Here is a 21,210-nt window from a genome sequence, read left to right as displayed (position 1 = left end):
GGGCAAGCTCGACCCGGTCATCGGCCGCGAGGACGAGGCCGAGCGCGTCATGCAGACCCTGTCGCGCCGGACGAAGAACAATCCGGTTCTGGTTGGCGAGCCCGGTGTGGGCAAGACCGCCGTCGTGGAGAGCCTCGCCCAGGACATCGTCCGCGGCGACGTGCCCGAGACGCTCCGAGACAAGCACATCTACACGCTCGACCTCGGCGCGCTGGTCGCCGGCTCGCGGTACCGCGGTGACTTCGAGGAACGCCTGAAGAAGGTGCTCAAGGAGATCCGCACCCGCGGCGACATCATCTTGTTCATCGACGAGATCCACACGCTGGTCGGTGCCGGAGCCGCTGAGGGCGCCATCGACGCGGCCAGCATCCTCAAGCCGATGCTGGCTCGCGGAGAGCTGCAGACCATCGGTGCCACGACCCTGGATGAGTACCGCAAGCACTTCGAGAAGGATGCGGCGCTCAACCGCCGCTTCCAGCCCATCCTCGTCGATGAGCCGTCAGTCGCTGACACCGTCGCGATCCTCAAGGGTCTGCGCGATCGGTACGAGGCGCACCACCGCGTCTCGATCACCGACGACGCCTTGTCCGCAGCGGCCATCATGGGCGATCGCTACGTCTCGGACCGGTTCCTCCCGGACAAGGCGATCGACCTCATCGACGAGGCCGGCGCGCGTCTTCGGATCCGCCGCATGGCGGCGCCGCCAGAGCTCAAGGAGTTCGACGAGCAGATCGCCGACGTCCGCATGCGCAAGGAGGGGGCCATCGACGCGCAGGACTTCGAGGCCGCTGCCGCGCTGCGCGATGAGGAGAAGAAGCTCATCAACGCCAAGGGGGAGCGGGAGAAGGCCTGGAAGTCTGGCGACCTCGACACCGTCGCGGTGGTCGACGAACACCTCATCGCCGAGGTTCTGGCCAAGGCCACGGGTATTCCGGTCGGTCAGCTCAGCGAGGAGGAGTCCAGCCGACTGCTTCACATGGAAGAAGAGCTCCACAAGCGGGTCATCGGCCAGGACGAAGCCATCAAGGCGCTGTCTCGGGCCATCCGGCGTTCGCGCGCCGGTCTGAAGGACCCCAAGCGTCCCGGCGGATCGTTCATCTTCGCTGGACCCTCTGGTGTCGGCAAGACGTGGTTGTCCAAGGCGCTGGCCAACTTCTTGTTCGGCGATGACGAAGCACTGATCCAGCTCGACATGAGCGAGTACAGCGAGAAGCACACCGTCTCGCGACTGTTCGGCTCACCTCCGGGCTACGTGGGGTACGAAGAGGGCGGCCAGCTCACCGAGAAGGTCCGCCGCAAGCCGTTCAGCGTGGTGCTGTTCGACGAGATCGAGAAGGCCCATCCGGACATCTTCAACTCGCTGTTGCAGGTGCTCGAGGAGGGACACCTCACCGACGGTCAGGGGCGCGTGGTCAACTTCAAGAACACCGTCATCATCATGACCACCAACCTGGGCTCCGGTGAGATCTCCAAGGGCGTGAATCTGGGCTTCAGCCAGGCCAACGACGTCGCCGGCTCGTACATCAAGATGCGCGACATGGTGAAGGCTGAGCTCAAGAAGCAGTTCAGGCCTGAGTTCATCAACCGCGTCGACGAAGTCGTGGTCTTCCCGCAGCTCACGCAGGACGAGATCCTGCAGATGGTCGACATGATGATCGACTCGCTGGAGAAGCGTCTGGCCGAGAAGGACATGAGCATCGAGCTGACCACCGCCGCGCGCGAGCTGCTGTCAGTGCGTGGCTTCGACAAGCTGCTCGGTGCACGTCCGCTGCGGCGCGCCGTCCAGCGCGAGATCGAAGACGTCATGGCCGAGAAGTTGCTGTTCGGCGAGCTGCGTGCCGGTCAGATGGTTCTGGTCGACGTCGAGGGAGAAGGGCCCGAAGCCATCTTCACCTTCGAGGGTCGCGACAAGGCCACGCTGGAGCTGGAGGAGGTCGCCGCGCCGGCGGCGGTCGAGGCTGGTGCCAGCAGCGAGTAGCAGGTCGCCGCACGGACCTCAGGCAGGCAGCTGAAACACGTCGTCGTCGAGCGGTTCGACGAGACCATCGGCCACCAAGGAGTCCAGACAGCGTTCCCGTTGCTCGGGCTGCGCCCACGCGGCCTCGAGCACGGGACGCTGTACCGGTCCGGGGCTGTCCCGCAGCACCGCCATCAACGCACCGCGACACTGCCGGTCGGTTCCCGCCCACGCTTGACCGCGCCGCGGGGGGCCGTCGTGCTCGGGGAAGTCCGCAGCTCGCCACCGACACAGATCCCGCACCGGACACTGCTCGCACCGAGGAGACCGGGCCGTGCAGATCACGGCGCCGAGCTCCATGCTCGCCGCTGCCCACACGTGCGCATCCGTGGTCGGGAGCAGGTCGTGAGCCAGTTCTCGTTCGGCAGCTGTGACAGCGTCTGCCGGGAACTGGACACCTGACACGACGCGGGCGAAGACTCTCCGCACATTGGTGTCGAGCACGACCTGTCGGTCGGCAAAGGCGAACGAGGCGATGGCGCCGGCGGTGTAGTGGCCCACGCCCGGCAGCGCGAGCAGAGCGCTTCGATCCGACGGCACCGCCCCGCCGTGGTCCTCGACGATCGCCGTGGCGGCGGCGTGCAGGCGGAGTGCTCGACGCGGATAGCCGAGCCGACCCCACGCACGGACGGCCTCGCCAGTCGATTCGGCAGCCAGGGCGGCCGGGGTCGGCCAGCGCTGCATCCACACGGTGAAGATCGGCAGCACCCGTGCCACGGGCGTCTGCTGCAACATGAACTCCGAGACCATCACGGCCCACGGATGCGGATCGGATCGCCACGGAAGCACGCGCGCGTCGGTGTCGAACCAGCTGGTGACGCGCTCGTGCAACAGGGCACGAGCGGCGATCGGGAGGGGTGTCATGGCGCGCCGATCCTTTCACGCCCCCGCGCGCGGATAGCGTGGCGGTGTGAGCCGACGACCGACACCTGCCGCGGTCTACTGGCGTCGTCGGATGGTCTTGGTGGCGCTGGTCATCGCCGGCGTCTGGCTGGCGCTTCGGCTCACCGCTGGCGAGACAGCGGTTCCAGAACCCACCGCCACCACCGCCCCGGTGCCGCTTCCGGCGGCAGTTCCGACCGACGGCGCCTTCGAGATCACCCTGGCCTCCGACGACCGCGCCTGCGACCCCCAGAAGGTGCGGATCACGCCGAGCGTTCCTGCCGACCAGCGGACAGGCTCCTCCGTGCAGATCAACCTGGTCATCAGCACGACCCAGAAGGGACCGTGCACGCTGCAACCGTCGGACGCGGACGTGATCGCTGTCATCAGCGCCAACGACAAGCCCGTCTGGGACTCGACGCTGTGCACGAGGTCCTTGCTGACCGAGCCCGTTCAGCTGGCCGGTGGGGGGTGGGCGACGGTCGAACCCACGGCGTGGTCCGGGCGCGGAACAGGGCGGGCTTGCGGCGGCAGCGAAAGCTTCGTCCGACCGGGCCGCTACTCCGTGCAGATCGGCACCCTCGGCGGCGAGCCCGGCGAAGTGGGCTTCACCTTGGACGCTCCACCCAAGCCGAAGAAGAGCTAGACGTACCTCTCCAGAATGCTCGACTCGGCCAGCCGGGACAGGCCCTCGCGCACGCCGCGCGCACGGAGGTCGCCGACTCCCTCCACGGCCTGCAGGTCCTCGACCGTGGCCGCGAGCAATTTTTGCAACGAGCCGAAGTGCTCGACCAGCCGGTCAACGACCGCGGCCGGCATCCGCGGCACCCGGGCCAGCAGGCGATACCCTCGAGGCGCCAACGGGCTGTCGAGTGCTTCCGACGACCCGATGCGCAGCGCAGCCGCCACCGTGCCGAGGTCGACGAGGACGGAAGAGTCGAGCGTCGCGATCTCGGCCAGCACCTCCTCGGTCGAACGAGTTCGCCGTCCGGTGGGCATGTAATCGCGAACGATCAGCTGACGTTCGGTGTCGACGCCACCGATCAGCTCATCGAGCTGCAACGACAGCAGTCGGCCATCGGCGCCGAGCTCGAGCACGTAGGCCTCGATCTCCCTGGCGATGCGGCTGACCATCTCAAGACGTTGGGCGACAGCCGCGACGTCACGCACCGTGACGAGATCCTCGATCTCGAGGGCGGACAGAGCATCAGAGACCTCGTCGAGCCGGCTGCGGTACCGCTCGAGTGTCTGCAGTGCCTGGTTGGCGCGACCCAGCACGGCGGCGGTGTCTTCCAGGACGTACCGGGCCGATCCGAGGTACAAAGCGATGATGTGCATGGAAGCCGACACCGAGATGACCGGAAGCCCGGTCTGCCGGGACACCCGATCTGCTGTGCGGTGCCGGGTGCCGGTTTCGTCAGTGGGGATGGACGGATCAGGCATGAGGTGGACTCCGGCCCGCAGGATCCGCGTGGCGTCGCGGTCCACGATGATGGCGCCGTCCATCTTGGCCAGCTCGCGCAGCGCCGTGGCCGTGAACGGGATGTCGAGCACGAAACCGCCGGTCGAGATCTGCTCGACTGCCTTGTCGAGACCGACGACGACCAAGGCGCCCGTCCGGCCGCGCAGGATGCGCTCGAGGCCTTCGCGGAGGGTGGTGCCGGGCGCGATCGAACCCAGCGCACCGCGCAGCAGATCATCATCGACACCGGGTCGCTCGGATCCGAGCACGGAACTCTCGCCTTCTGTTCAAGACTCTGTGTCTTGTCTGGTTCAGTGTAGGGCGTTCAGTACGGGGCAGGCCCCGCGAGCACGGCCATGGCCTCGGCGACGTTGCGGACTGCGGTGACGGCAATACTTCCGGTGAATGCGTCGATGCCCTCGGACCCCGCCGGCACCACGGCGCGAGTGAATCCAATGCGCTCCGCCTCGCGGAGCCGTGCGGTGAGATGCGTGACGGGTCTGACCTCGCCGGCGAGCCCGACCTCGCCGATCGCGACAAGATCGGCTGGGGCGATGCGGTCGGTGTGTGCCGACATCAGAGCCACGGCGGCCGCAAGGTCGACCGACGGCTCGGACAGCCGCGCACCGCCCACCGTGGCGGTGTAGGTGTCGTGGTGGGAGAGGTCGAGCTTGCAGTGCTTGGTGAGCACGGCCTGGACCATCGCCATGCGGGAGGAATCGAGGCCGCTGGAGGTGCGACGCGGCGACGGATTCTTGGTCTCGACGCTCAAGGCCTGAACCTCGGCGAGCAACGGCCGACGACCTTCCATCGTGACGGTGACGCAGGTGCCGGTGACGGGGGAGTCGTGCCGGGAGACGAACAGCCCGGTGGGATCGGGCACCTCGACGATGCCGTCGTCGACGAGATCGAAGCACCCGATCTCGTCAACAGGACCGAAACGGTTCTTGACGGCACGCAGCAGGCGCAATCGCGAGGCGCGGTCACCCTCGAACTGCAGGACGACGTCCACCAGGTGCTCGAGCACGCGCGGCCCGGCGACCGAGCCGTCCTTCGTGACATGGCCGACCAGCAGCGTGGCGATGTTCTCGCGTTTGGCGCGCTGGATGACCGCGGCCGCGACCTCGCGCACCTGGGTGACGCCGCCGGGGACACCTTCGATGTCGGCTGATCCGATGGTCTGCACGGAGTCGACGATCAGCAAGGTGGGCTGCACCGTCTCGACATGGGTGAGCACGCCGCCGAGATCGGTCTCGGCCGCCAGGTACAGGTGGTCGTCCAGAGCGCCGGTGCGCTCAGCCCGCAGACGGACCTGCGCGGCAGACTCCTCGCCGGTCACGTAGAGGGTGCGACGGCCCGACCGCGCCCACCGGGCAGCGACCTCGAGCAGGAGGGTCGACTTGCCGACCCCGGGCTCGCCGGCCAGCAACAGGACTGCACCGGGGACCACACCGCCGCCGAGCACGCGGTCGAGCTCACCGATGCCCGAGCCGGTGGCGCGGGCCGACTCGATCTGCACCTGAGTGATCGGCAGAGCGGTCGACGACACGGCAGCGGGCTGCGTGCGACCTGCGGAGCGAGAAGGTGCGGCGAGGTCGACCGTGCCCCATGCCTGACACTCCCCGCAGCGACCGACCCACTTGGGTGTGGTCCACCCGCAGTCGGCGCAGACGTACGGGACCGGCTTCACGGACTTGGTCGACGCCATGGCGCCAGCCTAGGTGAGGGGGCTGACATCACCGTCGGACAAGGACGCGACGAGGGCGGCGACCCGGATCTGAATCTCGTCGCGAACGGCTCGCACGACCTCGATGCCCTGTCCCGCGGGATCGGTCAGCTCCCAGTCCTCGTAGCGGGTGCCCGGAAAGTACGGGCACTCATCGCCGCACCCCATCGTGATGACGACGTCGGAGGCTTCGACGGCCTCCGACGACAACTTCTTGGGCTGCTCGCCGGCGATGTCGATGCCGACTTCCGCCATCGCCTCGACGGCAACCGGGTTGACCTGGGAGCCCGGCATGGAGCCCGCGGAGAGCACCGCGACGGTGCCGCCGGACATCTCCTGCAGGAATCCGGCAGCCATCTGTGATCGGCCCGCATTGTGAACGCACACGAACAGGACGCTGGGGGGCTTGGTGCGGGTCATCACGCCTCCGGGGCGGGGACGGAGAAGAACGAGCGCGCCCACAAGGACACGTAGACCAGGCCGACGAGCACCGGGACCTCGATCAGCGGTCCCACCACACCGGCCAGTGCCTGTCCGGAGGTGGCGCCGAAGGTGCCGATCGCGACGGCAATCGCGAGCTCGAAGTTGTTGCCCGCCGCGGTGAAGGCCAGCGTGGCGGTCTTGGCGTAGCCGAGGCCGAGACGGTGTCCCATCACCATGCCGATCGTGAAGGTGATGGCGAAATAGGCCAGCAACGGCAGCGCGATGCGCGCCACGTCCCACGGATTGCTGGTGATGGCGTCGCCCTGCAGCGCGAACAGCAGGACGATCGTGAACAGCAGGCCGTAGAGGGCCCACGGGCCGAGCCGGGGCAGGAAGGTCCTCTCGTACCACTCGCGTCCCTTGACGCGCTCGCCGATGTGTCGGGTGGCGAAGCCGGCAGCCAACGGAATGCCGAGGAAGACCAGCACGCTGATCGTGATGGCCCACACCGAGAAGTCGGCGCTGGTCGTCGCCAGACCCAACCAGCTGGGCAGAACCTGCAGGTAGAACCAGCCCAGCGCTGCGAAGGCGAACACCTGGAAGACCGAGTTGATGGCGACCAGGACTGCGGCAGCCTCGCGATCCCCGCACGCCAGGTCGTTCCAGATCAGCACCATGGCGATGCAACGGGCCAGACCGACGATGATCAGCCCGGTACGGTACTCCGGTAGATCGGGCAGCATCAGCCACGCCAGCGCAAACATCAGCGCGGGTCCGATCAGCCAGTTCATGACGAGCGAGGCACCGAGCAGGCGCCGGTCGCCCGTGATCCGGGACGTCTCGCTGTACCGCACCTTGGCCAGCACCGGGTACATCATCACCAGCAGCCCGATGGCGATCGGCGCGGAGATCGACCCGATCGTGAGCGAGTCCAGCATCGACGTCAAGCTGTTGGAGGTCCGACCCAGGACGAGGCCGAGGGCCATCGCCAGAATGATCCAGACCGGCAGGAAGCGATCGAGCCGCGACAGGCGTGCCACGACCGGATCGGTCGTGTCCGTATGGCTCGTATCGACGGCGTCGCTCACGGTGGTGGTCCTCAGGGTGGGGCTCGTCGGCGGACAGTGCATCGATGGTGATCGATGAGGCAAATCTACCGCGAGGGACCCACCGGTCGTGTCCGCGCCCTCTAGATGCGAACTTCTCCGGCGGGTGAGGAGAACGTGGCGGCCATGATGCCTGGGACCCCGTTCGGCGCGGTCCAGTTGACCTCGATGTCGCCCAGGGCGTCGATGGCTGGCTCTCCGAGCCAGTCCGACAGGCGCTCCGGCGAACCGGCGATGTCGAGTGCGGTCAAGGTGATGTTGGACGGGGCCATCTGCGAGGGGTGTTCGGAGGGGTCGATGTCCCAGCAGGTGACGTAGGGCAGCTGGGGGTCGGCCTTGGTGCTGCTCGTGCCGATCTGGCGCCATTGCAGGTTGAAGCCGTCAGGGCGGCGGCGGTTGCCGGGCACGGCGTGCCGGCCGATGCGGCGCTCGACCTCGGTCATGTCGTCGACGGCAACACACCACGCCATCCAGCCACCGCCGGCATCGGTTCGCTCGCGCACGAACTGGCCGAAGGCGGCCTTGTCCGAGGCGGGGTGGTCCAGGACATCGACCACCTCCAGGTACTGGCGGTTCGCCAGCGGGAGGATCATGTTGCGGGTACCGAAGCGAGGGTGCGCTCCGCCGTCGAGGAACGAAGCGCCCAGTGCTGTGCCGAGCTCATCGGTCGTCGCGGAGAGGCCACCGGGGCCCGCGGCGAACGAGATGTGATCGAGGTGCATATGGCATTGTTACCGCTCGGCCGATCGAGCGGATCGGGGGGTCAGCGTGCAGGGTCCGCGAGGTGAGGAGTATGGGGCCCACCGCGGTCGAATTCAGCGCAGAACTGCGCGAGCATCTGGTAGGCCGCCTCGCCCATGAGCTCGACCAGCTCGTCGCGATTGGACACGTACACCGGCTCGGAGCCGACGTGTGCCTCGGTGTTCGACGAGCAGTACCAGTCCAGGTCGGCGCCGCCGGGGCCCCAACCAGCGCGGGTGTACTCGCCGATCGTGGTCTCGGTGTAGGTCGAGCCATCGCCGCGATCCACGTCGCGGAACTGTCGACGCAGCGGTAGCTGCCAGCACACATCCGGCTTGGCGGCGTGCGGCTTGGTGCCCATCCGCAGCGCGTGTCCGTGCAGGGCGCATCCGTAGCCGCCGGCGAACCCGCGTGAGTTGTGGAAGATGCAAGCGCCATCGAGTGCGCGGGTCTTCAGATCGCCCTCGTCATCGGTCTCGGTCCACCCGTCGGCTCGGCCATCGTCGTGTCGCTCCCAGTCGTCGGGAGTCAGCCGTTCGACCACCGCGGCGACCCGCTGGTGGTCGGCGTCGTCGGCGAAGTGGGCCCCCAGAGTGCAGCAGCCGGCGTCGGGGCTCGACTCATAGATGCCGGGGCAGCCCTGTCCGAAGATGCACGTCCAGCGCGACGTGAGCCAGGTCAGATCACATCGGAACACCTCGGCCTCGTCGGTGGGGTTGGTGAACTCCACGTGAGTGCGGGGGAATCCGAGATCGACTTCAGGCATCCCGTCACTGTAGAGCCGCTGCGGTGGCCGCGGGTCTGCCCCTGCGCCCGCGAGGTGAAAGACTGGCCAGCATGCGCATCGGCGTGCTTGACATCGGATCCAACACCGGCCACCTGCTGGTGGTCGACGGATTTCGCGGCGGCCCCCCCGTCCCAGCTCACTCGCTGAAGGAACCGCTGCGGCTGGCCGAGCACCTCGACGAGCAGAACGCGGTCACCGAGAAGGGGATCCAGCGACTCGTCGACTACGTGACCTCCGCCCGGGCCGCGGCCGAGGACAAGGGTTGTTCGACGATCCTCGCCTTCGCCACGTCGGCGGTGCGTGACGCGGCCAACGCCGATGACGTCATCGCGCGGGTCAACGAGGTCGGTGGCGTCGATCTGCAGGTGCTGGCTGGAGCCGACGAGGCCCGGCTGACATTTCTGGCCGTGCGCCGCTGGTTCGGCTGGTCTGCCGGACGGCTCGGCGTCTTCGACATCGGCGGCGGCTCGTTGGAAGTGGCCGTCGGGTCCGACGAGACTCCCGACGTCGCCACCTCCGTACCGCTGGGAGCCGGCCGACTGACCCGCGAGTGGCTCGACACCGGCCAGACGACGGCGGAGCTGCGCGCCCACGTGCGTGCCGCGATCGCCGACCAGGCAGGACCGATCCGGCGGGGCGGTGCCTTCGACCGGGCCGTCGCCACCAGCAAGACATTTCGATCGCTGGCTCGCATGCTCGGCGCCCCGCCGTCTCGAGAAGGCCAGTACGTGGCCCGCAACCTCGTCCGTGCTGAGCTCGAACCGCTCGTGGGACGCCTCGGGACGTTGACCAACGACCAGATCGCCCAGCTGCCCGGTGTCTCCTCGGACCGTGCCCACCAGATGCGTGCCGGAGCCATCGTGGCCGAGGCCACGATGGACCTGTTCGAGCTTGACGAGCTCGAGATCTGCCCGTGGGCGCTTCGAGAAGGCGTGCTGCTGCAGCACCTCGACCAGCTGTGACCTGACGATGTCGGGTTCGGTCGACCGTCCTAGTGTGGACATGTGTCCATCAGTCCTCGCGTCTCGCTGTCGACCTCCTCGGTCTACCCAGGATCGACGGCCAGTGGGTTCGAGATGGCCGCTCGGCTGGGCTACGACGGGGTCGAGGTCATGGTCGGTATCGACGATGTCAGCGCCGATGTCACCGCGATCAAGGCGCTGAGCTCATTCCACGAGATCCCGGTCGTGTCAGTGCACGCACCGTGTCTGCTCGTCACGCAGCGGGTGTGGGGCAGTGACCCGTGGGGCAAGCTCCGCCGGTCCGCCGAGATGGCCCACGAGGTCGGCGCAGCGATGATCGTGGTTCATCCACCCTTTCGGTGGCAGCGGGAGTACGCCCGCGGTTTCGTCGACGGAGTACGCGACCTCGAGCACGAGTACGACATCGCCTTCGGGGTCGAGAACATGTATCCGTGGCGCACGGGCAAGCGAGAGTTCCAGGCCTACGCGCCCGGCTGGAATCCGCTCGACGAGACGTATGACCACGTCACGGTCGACCTGTCGCACACGTCGACAGCTGGTCAGGATCCGCTGGCGCTGGTGCACGACCTGGGCGATCGGCTCGCGCACGTGCACATCGCCGACGGCTCCGGGTCGGTCAAGGACGAGCACCTCATCCCAGGTCGCGGCAACCAGCCCTGCGCCGAATTCCTGGCCTTGATTGGCACGTCGAACTTCTCCGGCGAGGTCGTCGTCGAGATCAACACCCGCAAGGCCAAGGACCAGAACGAGCGCGAGAGGGACCTTGTCGAGGCGCTCGACTTCACGCGCCGTCACCTCTCGTCCTGATCCGCGGCGCGAGCACCGCGCCGGCCATGATCTGCAGCTGGTGAAACAGCATCAGCGGCAACACGATCAGGGCGACGTCGCCGCCGGGAAACAGCACCGTGGCGATCGGCAGGCCGCTGGCCAGACTCTTGTTCGATCCGCAGAACACCAGGGTGATCCGATCGGCTCGCGAGAACCCGAAGACTCGTCCCACCAACACGCTCCAGCCGATCGCGAGGGCAAGGATCACGCCGCACACGCCGGTGACCGACAGCACCGACCAGACGCTCTGATCGGACCACACGCCTGATTCGGCGCCCTTGCTGAACGCGACGAACACGACCAGCACGATGCTCCCGCGGTCGTAGAACGTCAGACCCGTCTCGTGCCGCCGGATCCAGCCACCCACCCTGGGCCGCATCAGCTGGCCGAACAGGAATGGCACGAACAGCTGCAGGACGATCCGCACGACCGATCCGGCGTCGACCCCAGCGTCGGCGGCCATCAGCGACGCGACCAGTGCAGGAGTCAGGAAGACCCCCAGCATGCTGGACAGCGAGGCGCCCACCACGGCTGCCGGCACGTTGCCACCGGCGATCCGCGTGTAGACGACGCACGACTGCACGGTGGATGGGACCAGGCACAGCAACAACACGCCGCTGGCCAGTCCGGGGGTCAGCAGGCGTCCCGAGAGGATCTGGTGAAACGCGAGGCCCAGAAGTGGGAAGGCCACGAATGTCGTCGCCAGCACGGTCAGCTGGAGCCGCCAATGGCTCAGTCCAGCGAGCGTCTGAGTCGTCGACAGCCGGGCTCCGTACAGGAAGAACAGGCCACCGATCACCAGCACGCTGACCTGCTTGAGCAGGTCGAGTCCATGGCCGGTCGCGGGCAGGAGTGACCCGATCAGCGCTGCGGCGAGCAGGGTCGCGATGAATGGGTCCGGACGCCAGCGCACGACCCGACACTAGTGTGGAACGCATGACTCACCGGATCGCTGTCCTCGGCGCAGGAGTGATGGGCGAGACGTTGCTCTCGGCGATCCTGTCCGCCGGTCACCCCGCACGTGACCTCGTCATCAGCGAGAAGCGCGTCGACAGGGCCGAAGAGCTGCGCGAGAAGCACGGCGTCGAGGTCACGGACAACGCGACTGCTGCCCGTGGCGCCGACATCGTGCTGCTGGTGGTCAAGCCGCAGGACGTCCCTGATCTTCTGGAGGAGATCGCGGACGCGGTGCGGCCGGGCTCGACCGTCGTCTCGCTGGCTGCCGGCATCCGCATCGACACCATGGAGTCGATCCTGGCCGATGGGGTCGCCGTCGTGCGCGCCATGCCCAACACCCCGGCACTGATCGGAGAGGGCATGTTCGGGATCTCGCCGGGCACGTTCGTGTCGGACGAGCAGATGGCCGCGGTGGTCTCGATGCTCGAAGCGGGCGGCAAGGTGGTCGTGGTCGATGAGAGCCAGCAGGACGCGGTCACCGGTGTGTCTGGCTCAGGCCCTGCTTACGTCTTCTATCTCGCTGAGGCGATGATCGCCGGTGGTGTCGACGCGGGCCTCGACCCCGGGACCGCCCGGATCCTGGCCACGCAGACCGTGCTGGGCGCGGCACAGCTGCTGGCGGGGGGCGAGGACACCGCCGAACAGCTGCGCGCACGCGTCACGTCTCCCCACGGCACCACCCACGCCGCCATCGTGACGCTCGATGAGCGTGGCGTGCACGACGGTGTTCGAGCTGCCATTGCGGCCGCGGCGGCCCGGTCGGCCGAGCTCTCCGGCCCGGCATAGGGTCGGAGCATGCCCGACCGCGCCTGCGTCGTCTTCGACGAGCAGCTGACCTCCTACAACTTTGGGCCGTCGCACCCGATGGCCCCGGTGCGGATCGACCTCACGATGGCCCTCGCTCGCGAGATGGGGGTCCTGGAGCATGTCGACGTGGTGGGCGCCTCCGCCGCCACCGACGATGACCTCGCCCGGGTGCACTCGCCGCAGTACATCGAGCGGGTCCAACAGCTGAGCGCCCGCCCGTCGCAGATCGATCTCTCCGTCGGTCTGGGCAGCGAGGACAATCCTGTCTTTGGTCACATGCACGAGGCCAGCGCGCTGATTGCAGGTGCCAGCGTCGAAGCGGCGCGCCGCGTGTGGACCGGACAGGCCCCTCGTGCCGTCAACGTCTCCGGCGGACTGCACCATGCGATGCCGAGCAACGCCAGCGGCTTCTGCATCTACAACGACATCGCGGTGGCCATCGACTGGCTGCTGGCACATGGGGCCCAGAAAGTTGCGTACGTCGACGTCGACGCCCACCACGGGGACGGCGTCCAGAAGATGTTCTGGAACGACCCTCGCGTCCTGACCGTCTCGATCCACGAGGGCCCTCAGACACTGTTCCCAGGAACGGGCTACTCCACCGAGGTCGGAGGCGAGGGTGCCGAGGGGTCGGCCGTCAACGTGCCGCTCCCGCCCGGCACGTCCGACGCGGGCTGGCTGCGCGCTTTCCACGCGACGGTGCCGGCCGTGGTGCGCGAGTTCGCTCCAGACATCCTGGTCACGCAGCACGGCTGCGACTCGCACATGGACGACCCGCTGACCAACCTGATGCTGTCGCTGGACGGCCAGCGCGCGTCGTACCTGGCGCTCCGCGATCTCGCCGAGGAGGTCTGCGGGGGCAAGTGGGTGGCCACGGGCGGCGGTGGATATGCCGTCATGGACGTCGTGCCGCGGGCGTGGGCTCACCTGCTGTCAATCGTCTCGGGCCACCCGCTCGATCCAGCGGCGCTGACGCCGCAGCACTGGCGTGAACGAGTCGCCCGGATGCGGGGATCGGCGGCGCGCACCACGATGACCGACGGTCGAGTGCCCGGGTATCGCGGGTGGGAGCAGGGGTACGATCCCGCCAGCTGGCTCGATCGTTCCATCCACGCCACTCGCGAAGCGGTTTTCCCCCTGCACGGTCTTGACCCGCACTACTGACGATCGTCAGCTGTGGGGCTCATCGTGCGCACATCGACCCCCAAGGGCCTTTCTGCCCTAATATTTTGGTAACCCCTGTCCCTTGCGTACCGTGAGGCACTATCCTTCATCCAGGCACGCGCGCAGTATCTCTGGTGGGGAAGCCAGAGAGCGCGCGTGCCGCTCAGGAAGCAGGTGCGACATGACAGCCGGACAGACATTCTTGACGGTTGCAGAAGTGGCGGCCCAGATGCGCGTGTCGAAGATGACCGTGTACCGGCTCGTTCACTCCGGGGAGCTCGAAGCAGTCCGGGTCGGCCGATCCTTCCGGGTCCCTGAGGAGGCTGTCGAGGAATTCCTCGGCAAGTCGTTCTTTCAGGCCGGCTGACACCGATCTCTCCACCTGCGGTCGCCCCTCGGGCGACCGCAGGTCTGCGTGTAGGCTGACGACGATCTTCGTCGGCGGTCGGCCGGCGGCAAAATCGTCGGTCAGGCCGACAAGAGAGTGTGCCTCGTGGGTTCTGTCATCAAGAAGCGTCGCAAGCGGATGTCGAAGAAGAAGCACCGCAAGATGCTCAAGCGCACACGCGTGCAGCGACGCCGTCTGGGCAAGTAGTAGGTCATGGGCCGGGTTGTCCTGGTCACGGGAGTCGCGAATCCGTTCGCTTCCGTGGCAGCGCGTCGGCTCGCTGAGATCGGGGAGGCCGGCGACATCTCGCGGGTCATCGGCATCGACACGGTCGTGCCGCCCGGCGATCTCGGCGGGACGAAGTTTGTCCGAGCCGACATTCGAACGCCGGTCATCGGCAAGGTGCTGGCCGTCGAGCACGTCGACACCGTCGTGCACCTGGACGTCAATCCGCATCGCACCCGGACGGGCGGCAGCGGCTCCAAGGAGCTGAACGTCATCGGCACGATGCAGCTGTTGGCTGCGTGCCAGCGGTCCAGCACGGTCGCCAAGTTCGTGCTCGGATCGTCCTCGGCGGTGTACGGCACCTCCCCACGCGATCCGGCGATGTGGAAGGAATCGATGCTGGCCCGCGGCGGCGTGCGCAGCGGGTTCCCCAAGGACATCGTCGAGGTGGAGTCGTACGTGCGGGGGTTTGCCCGGCGGCGCCCCGACGTCATCATCACGACGCTGCGTGCGTCGCAGATCCTCGACCCCGCCATGCGCTCGCCGTTGGGCGACTACTTCGCCGCACCGGTCCTTCCTTCGTCGCTCGGCTTCGACCCGAGGTTGCAGTTCCTGCACCTGGAGGACGCCCTCGCGGTGCTGACCGAGTCAGTCCTCGAGGACCGTCCCGGCACGTTCAACCTGTGCGCCGACGGCGTGGTCCTGCTGAGTCAGGCCGCCCGTCGTCTCGGTCGCCCCGTCATCCCGCTGCCCCCTCTTGGGCTGGCCATCGCCGCCCGCCGTGTCATCCGCGCCGCCGGCGCAGACGTGCCCCCTGACCTGCACCGCCTGCTCACGTACGGCCGGGTGCTGGACAACGCTGCCCTCCGCGAGATCTTCGGCTACGAGCCGATGTACACCTCGGCCGAGGTCTTCGAGCAGTTCCGCCAGCAGATTCGTCCAGGCATACTGGCGTCCTTCGGAGGTACCGCATGAGCAACAAGACCATTGGCTCCGGCGGCCGTCCCGGCCGTGGCGGCAAGACATCACCGTCGGCCGCCGCGCGCAGCCTGGCTGGTGGTGCCGCGGCACCTCGCAAGCCTCCTGTGAAGAAGGCCGTCCCGCAGCAGGAGAAGGCACCCGCGAAGCAGGCATCGGCGAAGAAGGCTCCCGCGAAGAAGGCACCCGCGAAGAAGGCACCCCCGAAGAAGCAGCCGACCGCCTCCACGTCCGCACCACGTCCGCGCCTGCGCGCAGTCACCGACGAGGACGCTGCTGCAGCGGCGGCCCGCGCCGCTGAGGAGGCCGAGCGCGAGACCCGCACGGCCGGCGCAACACCGCTTGCGGCGGGCATTCCCCTCGACGATCTCGTGGCGGCACTGATTCAAGGCGCCCAGCGGGTGCTGGGCAGCGACTGGGACTCCCGCCTGGCAGTGCTGCTGGCGACCCTCCGCCGCCGATTCAGCGGTGACTACGAGGTCGACGAGTTCGGCTTCGACCGCCAGATCACCGACGTCCTCACCGCCGCCATCGAGCCGCTGGCTGAAAGCTGGTTCCGCCTCGAGGTGCGCGGGGTCGAGAACATCCCCACCGAGGGCGGCGCCCTGCTGGTGGCCAACCACTCCGGCACGGTGCCGATTGACGGTCTCATCACCGGGTACGCGGTGCACAAGTACAGCGGCCGGCATCTGCGGCCGCTCGGCGCCGACCTGGTCTTCTCCCTGCCGTTCGTCGGGCAGATCGCACGCAAGGTCGGAGCCACGCTGGCCTGCGCCGAGGATGCTGAGCGGCTGCTCACCGGCGGCGAGCTGGCCGGCGTGTGGCCCGAGGGCTTCAAGGGCATTGGCAAGCCGTTCGCGGAGCGGTACAAGCTGCAGCGATTCGGTCGTGGTGGTTTCGTGTCATCGGCCATGCGGGCCCAGGTGCCGATCGTGCCCGTCTCGATCGTCGGTGCCGAGGAGATCTACCCGCTGATCGGCAACGTGCCGTCCCTGGCCCGACTCCTGGGTGTGCCCTACCTGCCGATCACACCGTTCTTCCCACTGCTCGGTCCGCTAGGCATGATTCCCCTGCCCAGCAAGTGGATCATCGAGTTCGGCGAGCCGATTCGCACCGACGCGTACGAGCCGGAAGCCGCTGACGACCCGATGCTGTTGTTCAACGTCACCGACCAAGTGCGCGAGACGATTCAGCAGACCCTCTATCGCCTGCTGGTCGACCGCGGCAACGCGTTCTTCTGAGACCGCGAGCGCTCCGTGCGCTAGTTCTTCTTCTCGCCGAGCAGGCCACCCAGGATGCCGGGAACCAGGCCCTCCTGATTGGCGTCTCCCAGTAAACCGCCGAACAGGGGGTCGGTGGCGTCCTTGAGCGCGGGGGTCTTGCTGCTCGGGGGAGTGACCGGCTGGCTTCCGCCAGTCGTTGGGACGGATGTGGAGGAACTGTCGGTCCCGGAGGTCGCGGGGTCGAGGGCCGATTCGTCCACCGGCGCTGGCGCGGAGCCGGGTGATGATGCGGGGGCGTTCGGCGTGGCGCTGATGGCTTCATCGATCGCCGCGATCAGGGCGCTGAGGTCTGCTGGGGCGCATGCGGAGCACAGTGTGGAGGCCTGCGCCGCCAAGCTGGTCACGGTGCTGGCGGCGAGGTCGACGGCAGCCTGGGCATCGGCCGGAAGATCGTCACTCAAGGCGGCCAGGGTGACGGTGGCCTCGGCGGCGAAGTCGTTGACGGTGTCGATGGCGGCCGTGGCGCTGTCGTCGCCGTACACGGCGAACAGGCTCGTGGAGCCCTCGGTTGCCTGATCGGAGAAGGTTTCGAGAACGCCTGCGACGCGGGCGTCCTGGTCATTGGTGTCGAGCCACCATGCCTCGGCGAGTCGCTCCCGCGCCTGGTTCAGCTGGAACTCGCCACGCGACGACTCGTCACGATGCAGGGCGAGCTGAACGGACTCGACGCCACGCTTGACCGGGTACAGGACGTCGCCCGGGACGGCGGTGGCACTGGTGGTGATCATGCCGACGGACCCGACTGCAGCGACCGCGGCAGCCGTGAGGCCGACAAGGCGGCGGCGGACCGGGGACGTGGGGGTGGTGGCCAGGGCGCGCGACGCAGGATCAACGTGGACGGCTACGGGGGTCGGGACGAGAACGTCCACGGCCTCGGTCATCAGGCGGTCGCGCAGATCGGTGCGGAACTGCGTGGCGGGCTCGGCGATGGCCGATCGGCACAGGAGCTCGGCGGTACGGATCAGCTCAGCGACCTCGGCGGGCACACGTGAAGCATCGCGCGAGGACCACGCGTCGTCGAACGACTGCGCGTCGTGTGGTGTGCCCCGGCGGATCATCGGTGTCCTTCTGTGGAAGTCATTTGTTTTCTCGTCTCGAACAACGAATCACATCGGACTGGGGTTACGGCCTGTCCGCAACATGCTGGGTCAATGCGCGGTGTCATCGGATGTCCGGTGGCATGGAGCCGGCGAGACTGCGCACGGCGCGCAGCTGTAGCTGCTTGATGGCGCCCTCGCTGCGTCCGATGGCGGCCGCTGTCTGCGCGATGGACATGCCTTGGATGAAGCGCATCAGGATGCAGTCGCGCTGCTCGGGCGGGAGGGCGTTGACAGCCTCGAACAGCATCTCGTTGGAGATCTGCGAGAGCACTTCGAGTTCGGGGCCGGCAGCGGTGGCGCGACCCTCGGGGATGGACTCCGTCGTGAACTCCAGACGCGACCGGCTCGACTTGAAGTGGTCGGCGATCAGATTGCGCGCGATCGTGGTGAGCCAGGCGCCAAAATCCTTGCCCTGCCAGCTGAAACGTTGGATCGACCGCAGGCCGCGCACGAAGGTCTCGCTGGTGAGGTCCTCGGCGAGCTGCTTGGAACCGACACGGTAGTAGACGAATCGGAAGATGCCCGTGACGTAGTGGTCGTACAGCTGGCCGAAGGCCTCGCTGTCGCCAGCCTTGGCGAGGTCGACCAAGGCGCGCAGGCGCGATGACTCAGGATCTGGGTCGTGATCGCCCCGTCCGAGCGAGTCGTAGTGGGGAGAATAGGCGTTGGTCTGTTCAGACACCGCCATCGCGAGAGCGAAGCTGCGGGCATCCAGGCAGGTGAGATCCAGCGCGATGGCGACTCGCAGCGCAGACGTAAGCGATCTCACAGGCCCTCCCTGATCATGGGTAGTCTAGAGGGACCTCAGTCCTGGTGTCACCTGAACGTCCGAATCAGTCGGAGCGGACTAGATCACGACCGACGCTGGCGCAGCAGTTTCCAGGCGCCTCCGGCCGCGGCTCCGACCATCGCGGCCTTGCTGCTGGCCACCATGATCTTGCGGCCGGTTCGGTAGTCGCGGATGCGCCACCCGTTCGATCGAGCGTGCGCGCGCAAGGCGCTGTCCGGATTGATCGCGCAGGGGTGGCCGACCAACGACAACATGGGCAGGTCGTTGCTGGAGTCGGAGTAGGCGTAGCACTCATCGAGCACGAGTCCCTCACGCTCGGCGATCTCCCGGACTGCGACCGCCTTGCCCTCGCCGTGCAGCATGTCACCGACCAGGAGGCCGGTGTAGACGCCGTCAACGTGTTCGGCGACGGTGCCCAGCGCACCGGTCAGGCCCAGCCGTCGGGCGATCACTGCGGCAATCTCGATGGGAGCCGCCGTGATCAGCCAGACCCGCTGGCCTCGATCCAGGTGCCACTGCGCAATCGCTCTGGTACCGGGCCAGATCTTGTCAGCCATGTTCTCGTCGAAGATCTCCTCGCCGATCTGCTCCAACTCGCTGACGCGGTGGCCGGCAATGAAGGCAAGAGCGGAGGAGCGGGCCTTGTCGATGTGCTCAGGGTCCTCGACGCCGAGCACTCGAAAGTAGAACTGCTGCCACGCGGCCTTGACGATGTCGGTGGTCGTGAAGAATTCACGGCGGTGCAGCCCGCGAGCGAGATGGAAGATCGACGCGCCCTGCATGATCGTGTTGTCGACGTCGAAGAACGCCGCGCCGCCCGTGTCAAGACCGACGTCGAGGGCATGTTCGACCTCGGCGGCCGCCGCTGCGGCCTGGCCCGCCAGCACCGAGCGGGACCGCAGGTTGCGCTGTTCAGGCGCCGATCCGTCTCGTGACATGTCACGACATTAGCCGGGATCACCCGTGCGATGGTGTGGTTGACTCGGGCGTGTGATCGTCAATGTCAGCGACCTGGTCCGGGAGGCTGCCGAGCGCGACCCAGATGGTGTCGCGCTGGTGGAGTTCCGCCCCGAGCGGCGCGAGGTGACGTGGCGAGAACTGGATGACGCCGCGGATGCTGTCGCCCGTGGGTTGTCCGCTCGCGGGCTGGTCGCGGGGCACCGCGTTGCCATCGTCATGGCCAACCGCATCGATCTGCCGATCGCCTACTTCGGCATCTTGCGCGGTGGCATGGTCGCCGTCCCGATCAACCCCCGCTCCACCACCAGCGAGATCGCGCGCATGGTGGCTGACTCGCTGACCCGGGTGGTGCTGGCCGACGAGACCGGCGCCCCCCCGGTGCGCGAGGCGGTGGCGTCGGTCCTGGAGCATGCTCCGGCGATCATCGTCAACGGGACTGCAGCTCTCGCTGGCGAGACAACCTTCGACGCGTTCCTCTCTGGCGCCAGTGGTACTGCGCCAGCGGCACCACGGGACGCCGAGGCACTCGCCGTCATCTTGTACACCTCGGGCAGCAGCGGCAAGCCGCGTGGCGCCATGCTGACTCACCGGGCACTGCTGGCCAACATCGAGCAGGTCGCTTCGCTGAAGAATCCCCCGATGGATGCTGACGACGTCGGGCTCGGCCTGCTGCCGATGTTCCACGTGTATGGGCTCAACGCGGTGCTCGGGCAGGCCGCTCGCCAGGGCGCTCGCGTCGTGCTGATCGATGGCTTCGACCCGGCAGGGTTGCTCGATCTGATCGTCGCAGAGGGCATCACCAACCTCCCGCTGGCACCGCCGGTCATCGCCGCGTGGGCCGGCCGCACCGACCTGCGCGAGAAGCTTGCGGGTGTGCGCACCGTGCTCTCGGGAGCCTCGACCCTCGACCCGGACCTCGCCGCAGCCTTCACCGAGTGTTCAGGTCTGTTCATCGAGGAGGGATACGGGCTCACCGAGACGGCCCCGGTCGTGGCCGTCACGCTGGCATCAGACCGCGAGCGGACGGATCCACCGAAACCCGGCTCGGTGGGTCATCCGCTGCCGGGTCTCGAGATCCGCATCATCGAGACCTCGCTCACCCCGGCCGACTCCGTCGACGCATCGGCAGCGTCGGGCGACCCCGCCCAGATCTGGTTGCGCGGCGACAACCTCTTCTCCGGATACTGGCCCGACGGAGTCGACGGCCCCGACGCTGACGGCTGGTACGCCACCGGCGACATCGGCCTGATCGACGACGACGGCGATCTGATGATCGTGGACCGCCTGCGCGAGCTCGTCATTGTCTCCGGCTTCAATGTCTACCCGTCCGAGGTCGAGGACGTGATCGCTGAAGTTGACGGCGTGACCCAGGTGGCCGTCGTCGGGCTTCCCGACGAAGAAACCGGCGAGGCTGTGGTCGCCTTCGTCGAGGCGGGACCGGGTCTCGATCGCGAGGTGTTGGTCGAGTCCATCGAGGCTCGCTGCCGCACTCAGCTCGCTCGCTTCAAGCAGCCCTCGCGCATCGCCGTGGTGTCAGGCCTGCCTCGTTCGGCCACGGGCAAGATCGAGAAGGGCCGGCTCCGTGCGCTGGCCCGGTCCGAAG

22 protein-coding genes are annotated in these 21,210 nt (G+C 67.7%); 11 read left to right on the top strand and 11 right to left on the bottom strand.

Features of this window, described 5'->3' with window-relative positions; genetic code table 11:
- Positions 1 to 1,978 (top strand): ATP-dependent Clp protease ATP-binding subunit (locus WB508_RS05920; protein WP_423843958.1); only part of this gene is annotated, 1,978 nt, incomplete at its 5' end.
- Positions 1,979 to 1,996: 18 nt separating this feature from the next.
- Here the strand turns inward: WB508_RS05920 and WB508_RS05915 are convergent.
- Positions 1,997 to 2,881: an A/G-specific adenine glycosylase gene (locus tag WB508_RS05915; protein WP_423843957.1), complete on the bottom strand. Its 885-nt coding sequence runs from the start codon at positions 2,879 to 2,881 to the stop codon at positions 1,997 to 1,999.
- A gap of 46 nt (positions 2,882 to 2,927) precedes the next feature.
- Between WB508_RS05915 and WB508_RS05910 the strand changes: the two genes are divergently transcribed.
- Positions 2,928 to 3,545, top strand: a complete 618-nt coding sequence (locus WB508_RS05910) for a hypothetical protein (RefSeq protein ID WP_423843956.1) — start codon at positions 2,928 to 2,930, stop codon at positions 3,543 to 3,545.
- Here WB508_RS05910 and disA read toward each other — a convergent pair.
- From disA to WB508_RS05880, 6 genes are all read right to left on the bottom strand, one after another.
- Positions 3,542 to 4,630 (bottom strand): DNA integrity scanning diadenylate cyclase DisA, encoded by a 1,089-nt coding sequence (disA, locus tag WB508_RS05905; RefSeq protein WP_423843955.1) that lies wholly within the window; start codon positions 4,628 to 4,630, stop codon positions 3,542 to 3,544. The two genes, WB508_RS05910 and disA, sit on opposite strands and share 4 nt — an antisense overlap.
- Positions 4,631 to 4,686: 56 nt before the next feature.
- Positions 4,687 to 6,069, bottom strand: coding sequence for a DNA repair protein RadA (gene radA / locus WB508_RS05900; protein ID WP_423843954.1), 1,383 nt, complete (start codon positions 6,067 to 6,069; stop codon positions 4,687 to 4,689).
- Positions 6,070 to 6,078: 9 nt separating this feature from the next.
- Entirely contained in the window at positions 6,079 to 6,444 is a 366-nt protein-coding gene (locus tag WB508_RS05895) for a heat-shock protein HtpX (RefSeq protein ID WP_423843953.1), read from the bottom strand.
- Between the two features lie 62 nt (positions 6,445 to 6,506).
- Positions 6,507 to 7,598 (bottom strand): ACR3 family arsenite efflux transporter, encoded by a 1,092-nt coding sequence (arsB, locus tag WB508_RS05890; protein ID WP_423843952.1) that lies wholly within the window; start codon positions 7,596 to 7,598, stop codon positions 6,507 to 6,509.
- Between the two features lie 101 nt (positions 7,599 to 7,699).
- Positions 7,700 to 8,338, bottom strand: coding sequence for a VOC family protein (locus tag WB508_RS05885; protein WP_423843951.1), 639 nt, complete (start codon positions 8,336 to 8,338; stop codon positions 7,700 to 7,702).
- Between the two features lie 41 nt (positions 8,339 to 8,379).
- Positions 8,380 to 9,123, bottom strand: a complete 744-nt coding sequence (locus tag WB508_RS05880; RefSeq protein ID WP_423843950.1) for a hypothetical protein — start codon at positions 9,121 to 9,123, stop codon at positions 8,380 to 8,382.
- A 71-nt stretch (positions 9,124 to 9,194) separates the two neighbouring features.
- On the opposite strand from WB508_RS05880, the gene WB508_RS05875 reads away from it, so the two are divergent.
- On the top strand, positions 9,195 to 10,106 hold the full coding sequence (locus WB508_RS05875) for a Ppx/GppA phosphatase family protein (RefSeq protein ID WP_423843949.1): 912 nt from the start codon (positions 9,195 to 9,197) through the stop codon (positions 10,104 to 10,106).
- A gap of 42 nt (positions 10,107 to 10,148) precedes the next feature.
- Positions 10,149 to 10,934, top strand: a complete 786-nt coding sequence (locus WB508_RS05870) for a sugar phosphate isomerase/epimerase family protein (RefSeq protein ID WP_423843948.1) — start codon at positions 10,149 to 10,151, stop codon at positions 10,932 to 10,934.
- Here WB508_RS05870 and WB508_RS05865 read toward each other — a convergent pair.
- A complete protein-coding gene (locus tag WB508_RS05865) occupies positions 10,909 to 11,868 on the bottom strand; it encodes a bile acid:sodium symporter family protein (RefSeq protein WP_423843947.1) in 960 nt (319 codons plus the stop codon). The two genes, WB508_RS05870 and WB508_RS05865, sit on opposite strands and share 26 nt — an antisense overlap.
- 23 nt (positions 11,869 to 11,891) lie before the next feature.
- Here WB508_RS05865 and proC point away from each other — a divergent pair, with 23 nt between their 5' ends.
- The 6 genes from proC to WB508_RS05835 all read left to right on the top strand — a co-directional run bounded on the left by proC (position 11,892) and on the right by WB508_RS05835 (position 16,715).
- The gene (proC, locus tag WB508_RS05860; RefSeq protein WP_423843946.1) at positions 11,892 to 12,698 is read left to right on the top strand and encodes a pyrroline-5-carboxylate reductase; all 807 of its coding nucleotides are present in this window, start codon (positions 11,892 to 11,894) and stop codon (positions 12,696 to 12,698) included.
- 9 nt (positions 12,699 to 12,707) lie between these two features.
- Positions 12,708 to 13,883 (top strand): acetoin utilization protein AcuC, encoded by a 1,176-nt coding sequence (locus WB508_RS05855; protein WP_423843945.1) that lies wholly within the window; start codon positions 12,708 to 12,710, stop codon positions 13,881 to 13,883.
- Between the two features lie 181 nt (positions 13,884 to 14,064).
- Complete coding sequence (locus WB508_RS05850) at positions 14,065 to 14,250, top strand: helix-turn-helix domain-containing protein (RefSeq protein ID WP_423843944.1); 186 nt, start codon at positions 14,065 to 14,067, stop codon at positions 14,248 to 14,250.
- A gap of 126 nt (positions 14,251 to 14,376) precedes the next feature.
- The gene (locus tag WB508_RS05845) at positions 14,377 to 14,478 is read left to right on the top strand and encodes a 30S ribosomal protein bS22 (protein ID WP_019143756.1); all 102 of its coding nucleotides are present in this window, start codon (positions 14,377 to 14,379) and stop codon (positions 14,476 to 14,478) included.
- 6 nt (positions 14,479 to 14,484) lie between these two features.
- A complete protein-coding gene (locus WB508_RS05840; RefSeq protein ID WP_423843943.1) occupies positions 14,485 to 15,471 on the top strand; it encodes an NAD-dependent epimerase/dehydratase family protein in 987 nt (328 codons plus the stop codon).
- Positions 15,468 to 16,715, top strand: coding sequence for a lysophospholipid acyltransferase family protein (locus WB508_RS05835; protein ID WP_423843942.1), 1,248 nt, complete (start codon positions 15,468 to 15,470; stop codon positions 16,713 to 16,715). The genes WB508_RS05840 and WB508_RS05835 overlap by 4 nt, the downstream gene beginning before the upstream one ends.
- A 20-nt stretch (positions 16,716 to 16,735) precedes the next feature.
- Here WB508_RS05835 and WB508_RS05830 read toward each other — a convergent pair whose 3' ends face one another.
- From WB508_RS05830 to WB508_RS05820, 3 genes are all read right to left on the bottom strand, one after another.
- Positions 16,736 to 17,815: a DUF5667 domain-containing protein gene (locus WB508_RS05830; RefSeq protein ID WP_423843941.1), complete on the bottom strand. Its 1,080-nt coding sequence runs from the start codon at positions 17,813 to 17,815 to the stop codon at positions 16,736 to 16,738.
- 103 nt (positions 17,816 to 17,918) lie between these two features.
- The gene (locus tag WB508_RS05825; RefSeq protein ID WP_423843940.1) at positions 17,919 to 18,626 is read right to left on the bottom strand and encodes a sigma-70 family RNA polymerase sigma factor; all 708 of its coding nucleotides are present in this window, start codon (positions 18,624 to 18,626) and stop codon (positions 17,919 to 17,921) included.
- A gap of 83 nt (positions 18,627 to 18,709) precedes the next feature.
- Positions 18,710 to 19,585, bottom strand: coding sequence for an HAD family hydrolase (locus WB508_RS05820; RefSeq protein ID WP_423843939.1), 876 nt, complete (start codon positions 19,583 to 19,585; stop codon positions 18,710 to 18,712).
- A gap of 52 nt (positions 19,586 to 19,637) precedes the next feature.
- Here WB508_RS05820 and WB508_RS05815 point away from each other — a divergent pair.
- A partial coding sequence (locus tag WB508_RS05815) for a class I adenylate-forming enzyme family protein (protein WP_423843938.1) occupies positions 19,638 to 21,210 on the top strand: 1,573 nt, incomplete at its 3' end.

The sequence above is a fragment of the Aeromicrobium sp. genome, from assembly GCF_049586495.1.
In the GTDB taxonomy this organism is placed as follows: domain Bacteria; phylum Actinomycetota; class Actinomycetes; order Propionibacteriales; family Nocardioidaceae; genus Aeromicrobium.
This window is presented reverse-complemented; position numbering and strand designations above follow the sequence as displayed.

Bases quoted from the DNA above. Each gene is read 5' to 3' on its own strand.
- WB508_RS05880 (WP_423843950.1), bottom strand. From the start codon at position 9,123: ATGCCTGAAGTCGATCTCGGATTCCCCCGCACTCACGTGGAGTTCACC.
- WB508_RS05820 (WP_423843939.1), bottom strand. From the start codon at position 19,585: ATGTCACGAGACGGATCGGCGCCTGAACAGCGCAACCTGCGGTCCCGC.
- proC (WP_423843946.1), top strand. From the start codon at position 11,892: ATGACTCACCGGATCGCTGTCCTCGGCGCAGGAGTGATGGGCGAGACG.
- WB508_RS05915 (WP_423843957.1), bottom strand. From the start codon at position 2,881: ATGACACCCCTCCCGATCGCCGCTCGTGCCCTGTTGCACGAGCGCGTC.
- WB508_RS05850 (WP_423843944.1), top strand. From the start codon at position 14,065: ATGACAGCCGGACAGACATTCTTGACGGTTGCAGAAGTGGCGGCCCAG.
- WB508_RS05840 (WP_423843943.1), top strand. From the start codon at position 14,485: ATGGGCCGGGTTGTCCTGGTCACGGGAGTCGCGAATCCGTTCGCTTCC.
- WB508_RS05835 (WP_423843942.1), top strand. From the start codon at position 15,468: ATGAGCAACAAGACCATTGGCTCCGGCGGCCGTCCCGGCCGTGGCGGC.
- WB508_RS05885 (WP_423843951.1), bottom strand. From the start codon at position 8,338: ATGCACCTCGATCACATCTCGTTCGCCGCGGGCCCCGGTGGCCTCTCC.
- radA (WP_423843954.1), bottom strand. From the start codon at position 6,069: ATGGCGTCGACCAAGTCCGTGAAGCCGGTCCCGTACGTCTGCGCCGAC.
- WB508_RS05830 (WP_423843941.1), bottom strand. From the start codon at position 17,815: ATGATCCGCCGGGGCACACCACACGACGCGCAGTCGTTCGACGACGCG.
- WB508_RS05895 (WP_423843953.1), bottom strand. From the start codon at position 6,444: ATGGCTGCCGGATTCCTGCAGGAGATGTCCGGCGGCACCGTCGCGGTG.
- WB508_RS05875 (WP_423843949.1), top strand. From the start codon at position 9,195: ATGCGCATCGGCGTGCTTGACATCGGATCCAACACCGGCCACCTGCTG.
- WB508_RS05855 (WP_423843945.1), top strand. From the start codon at position 12,708: ATGCCCGACCGCGCCTGCGTCGTCTTCGACGAGCAGCTGACCTCCTAC.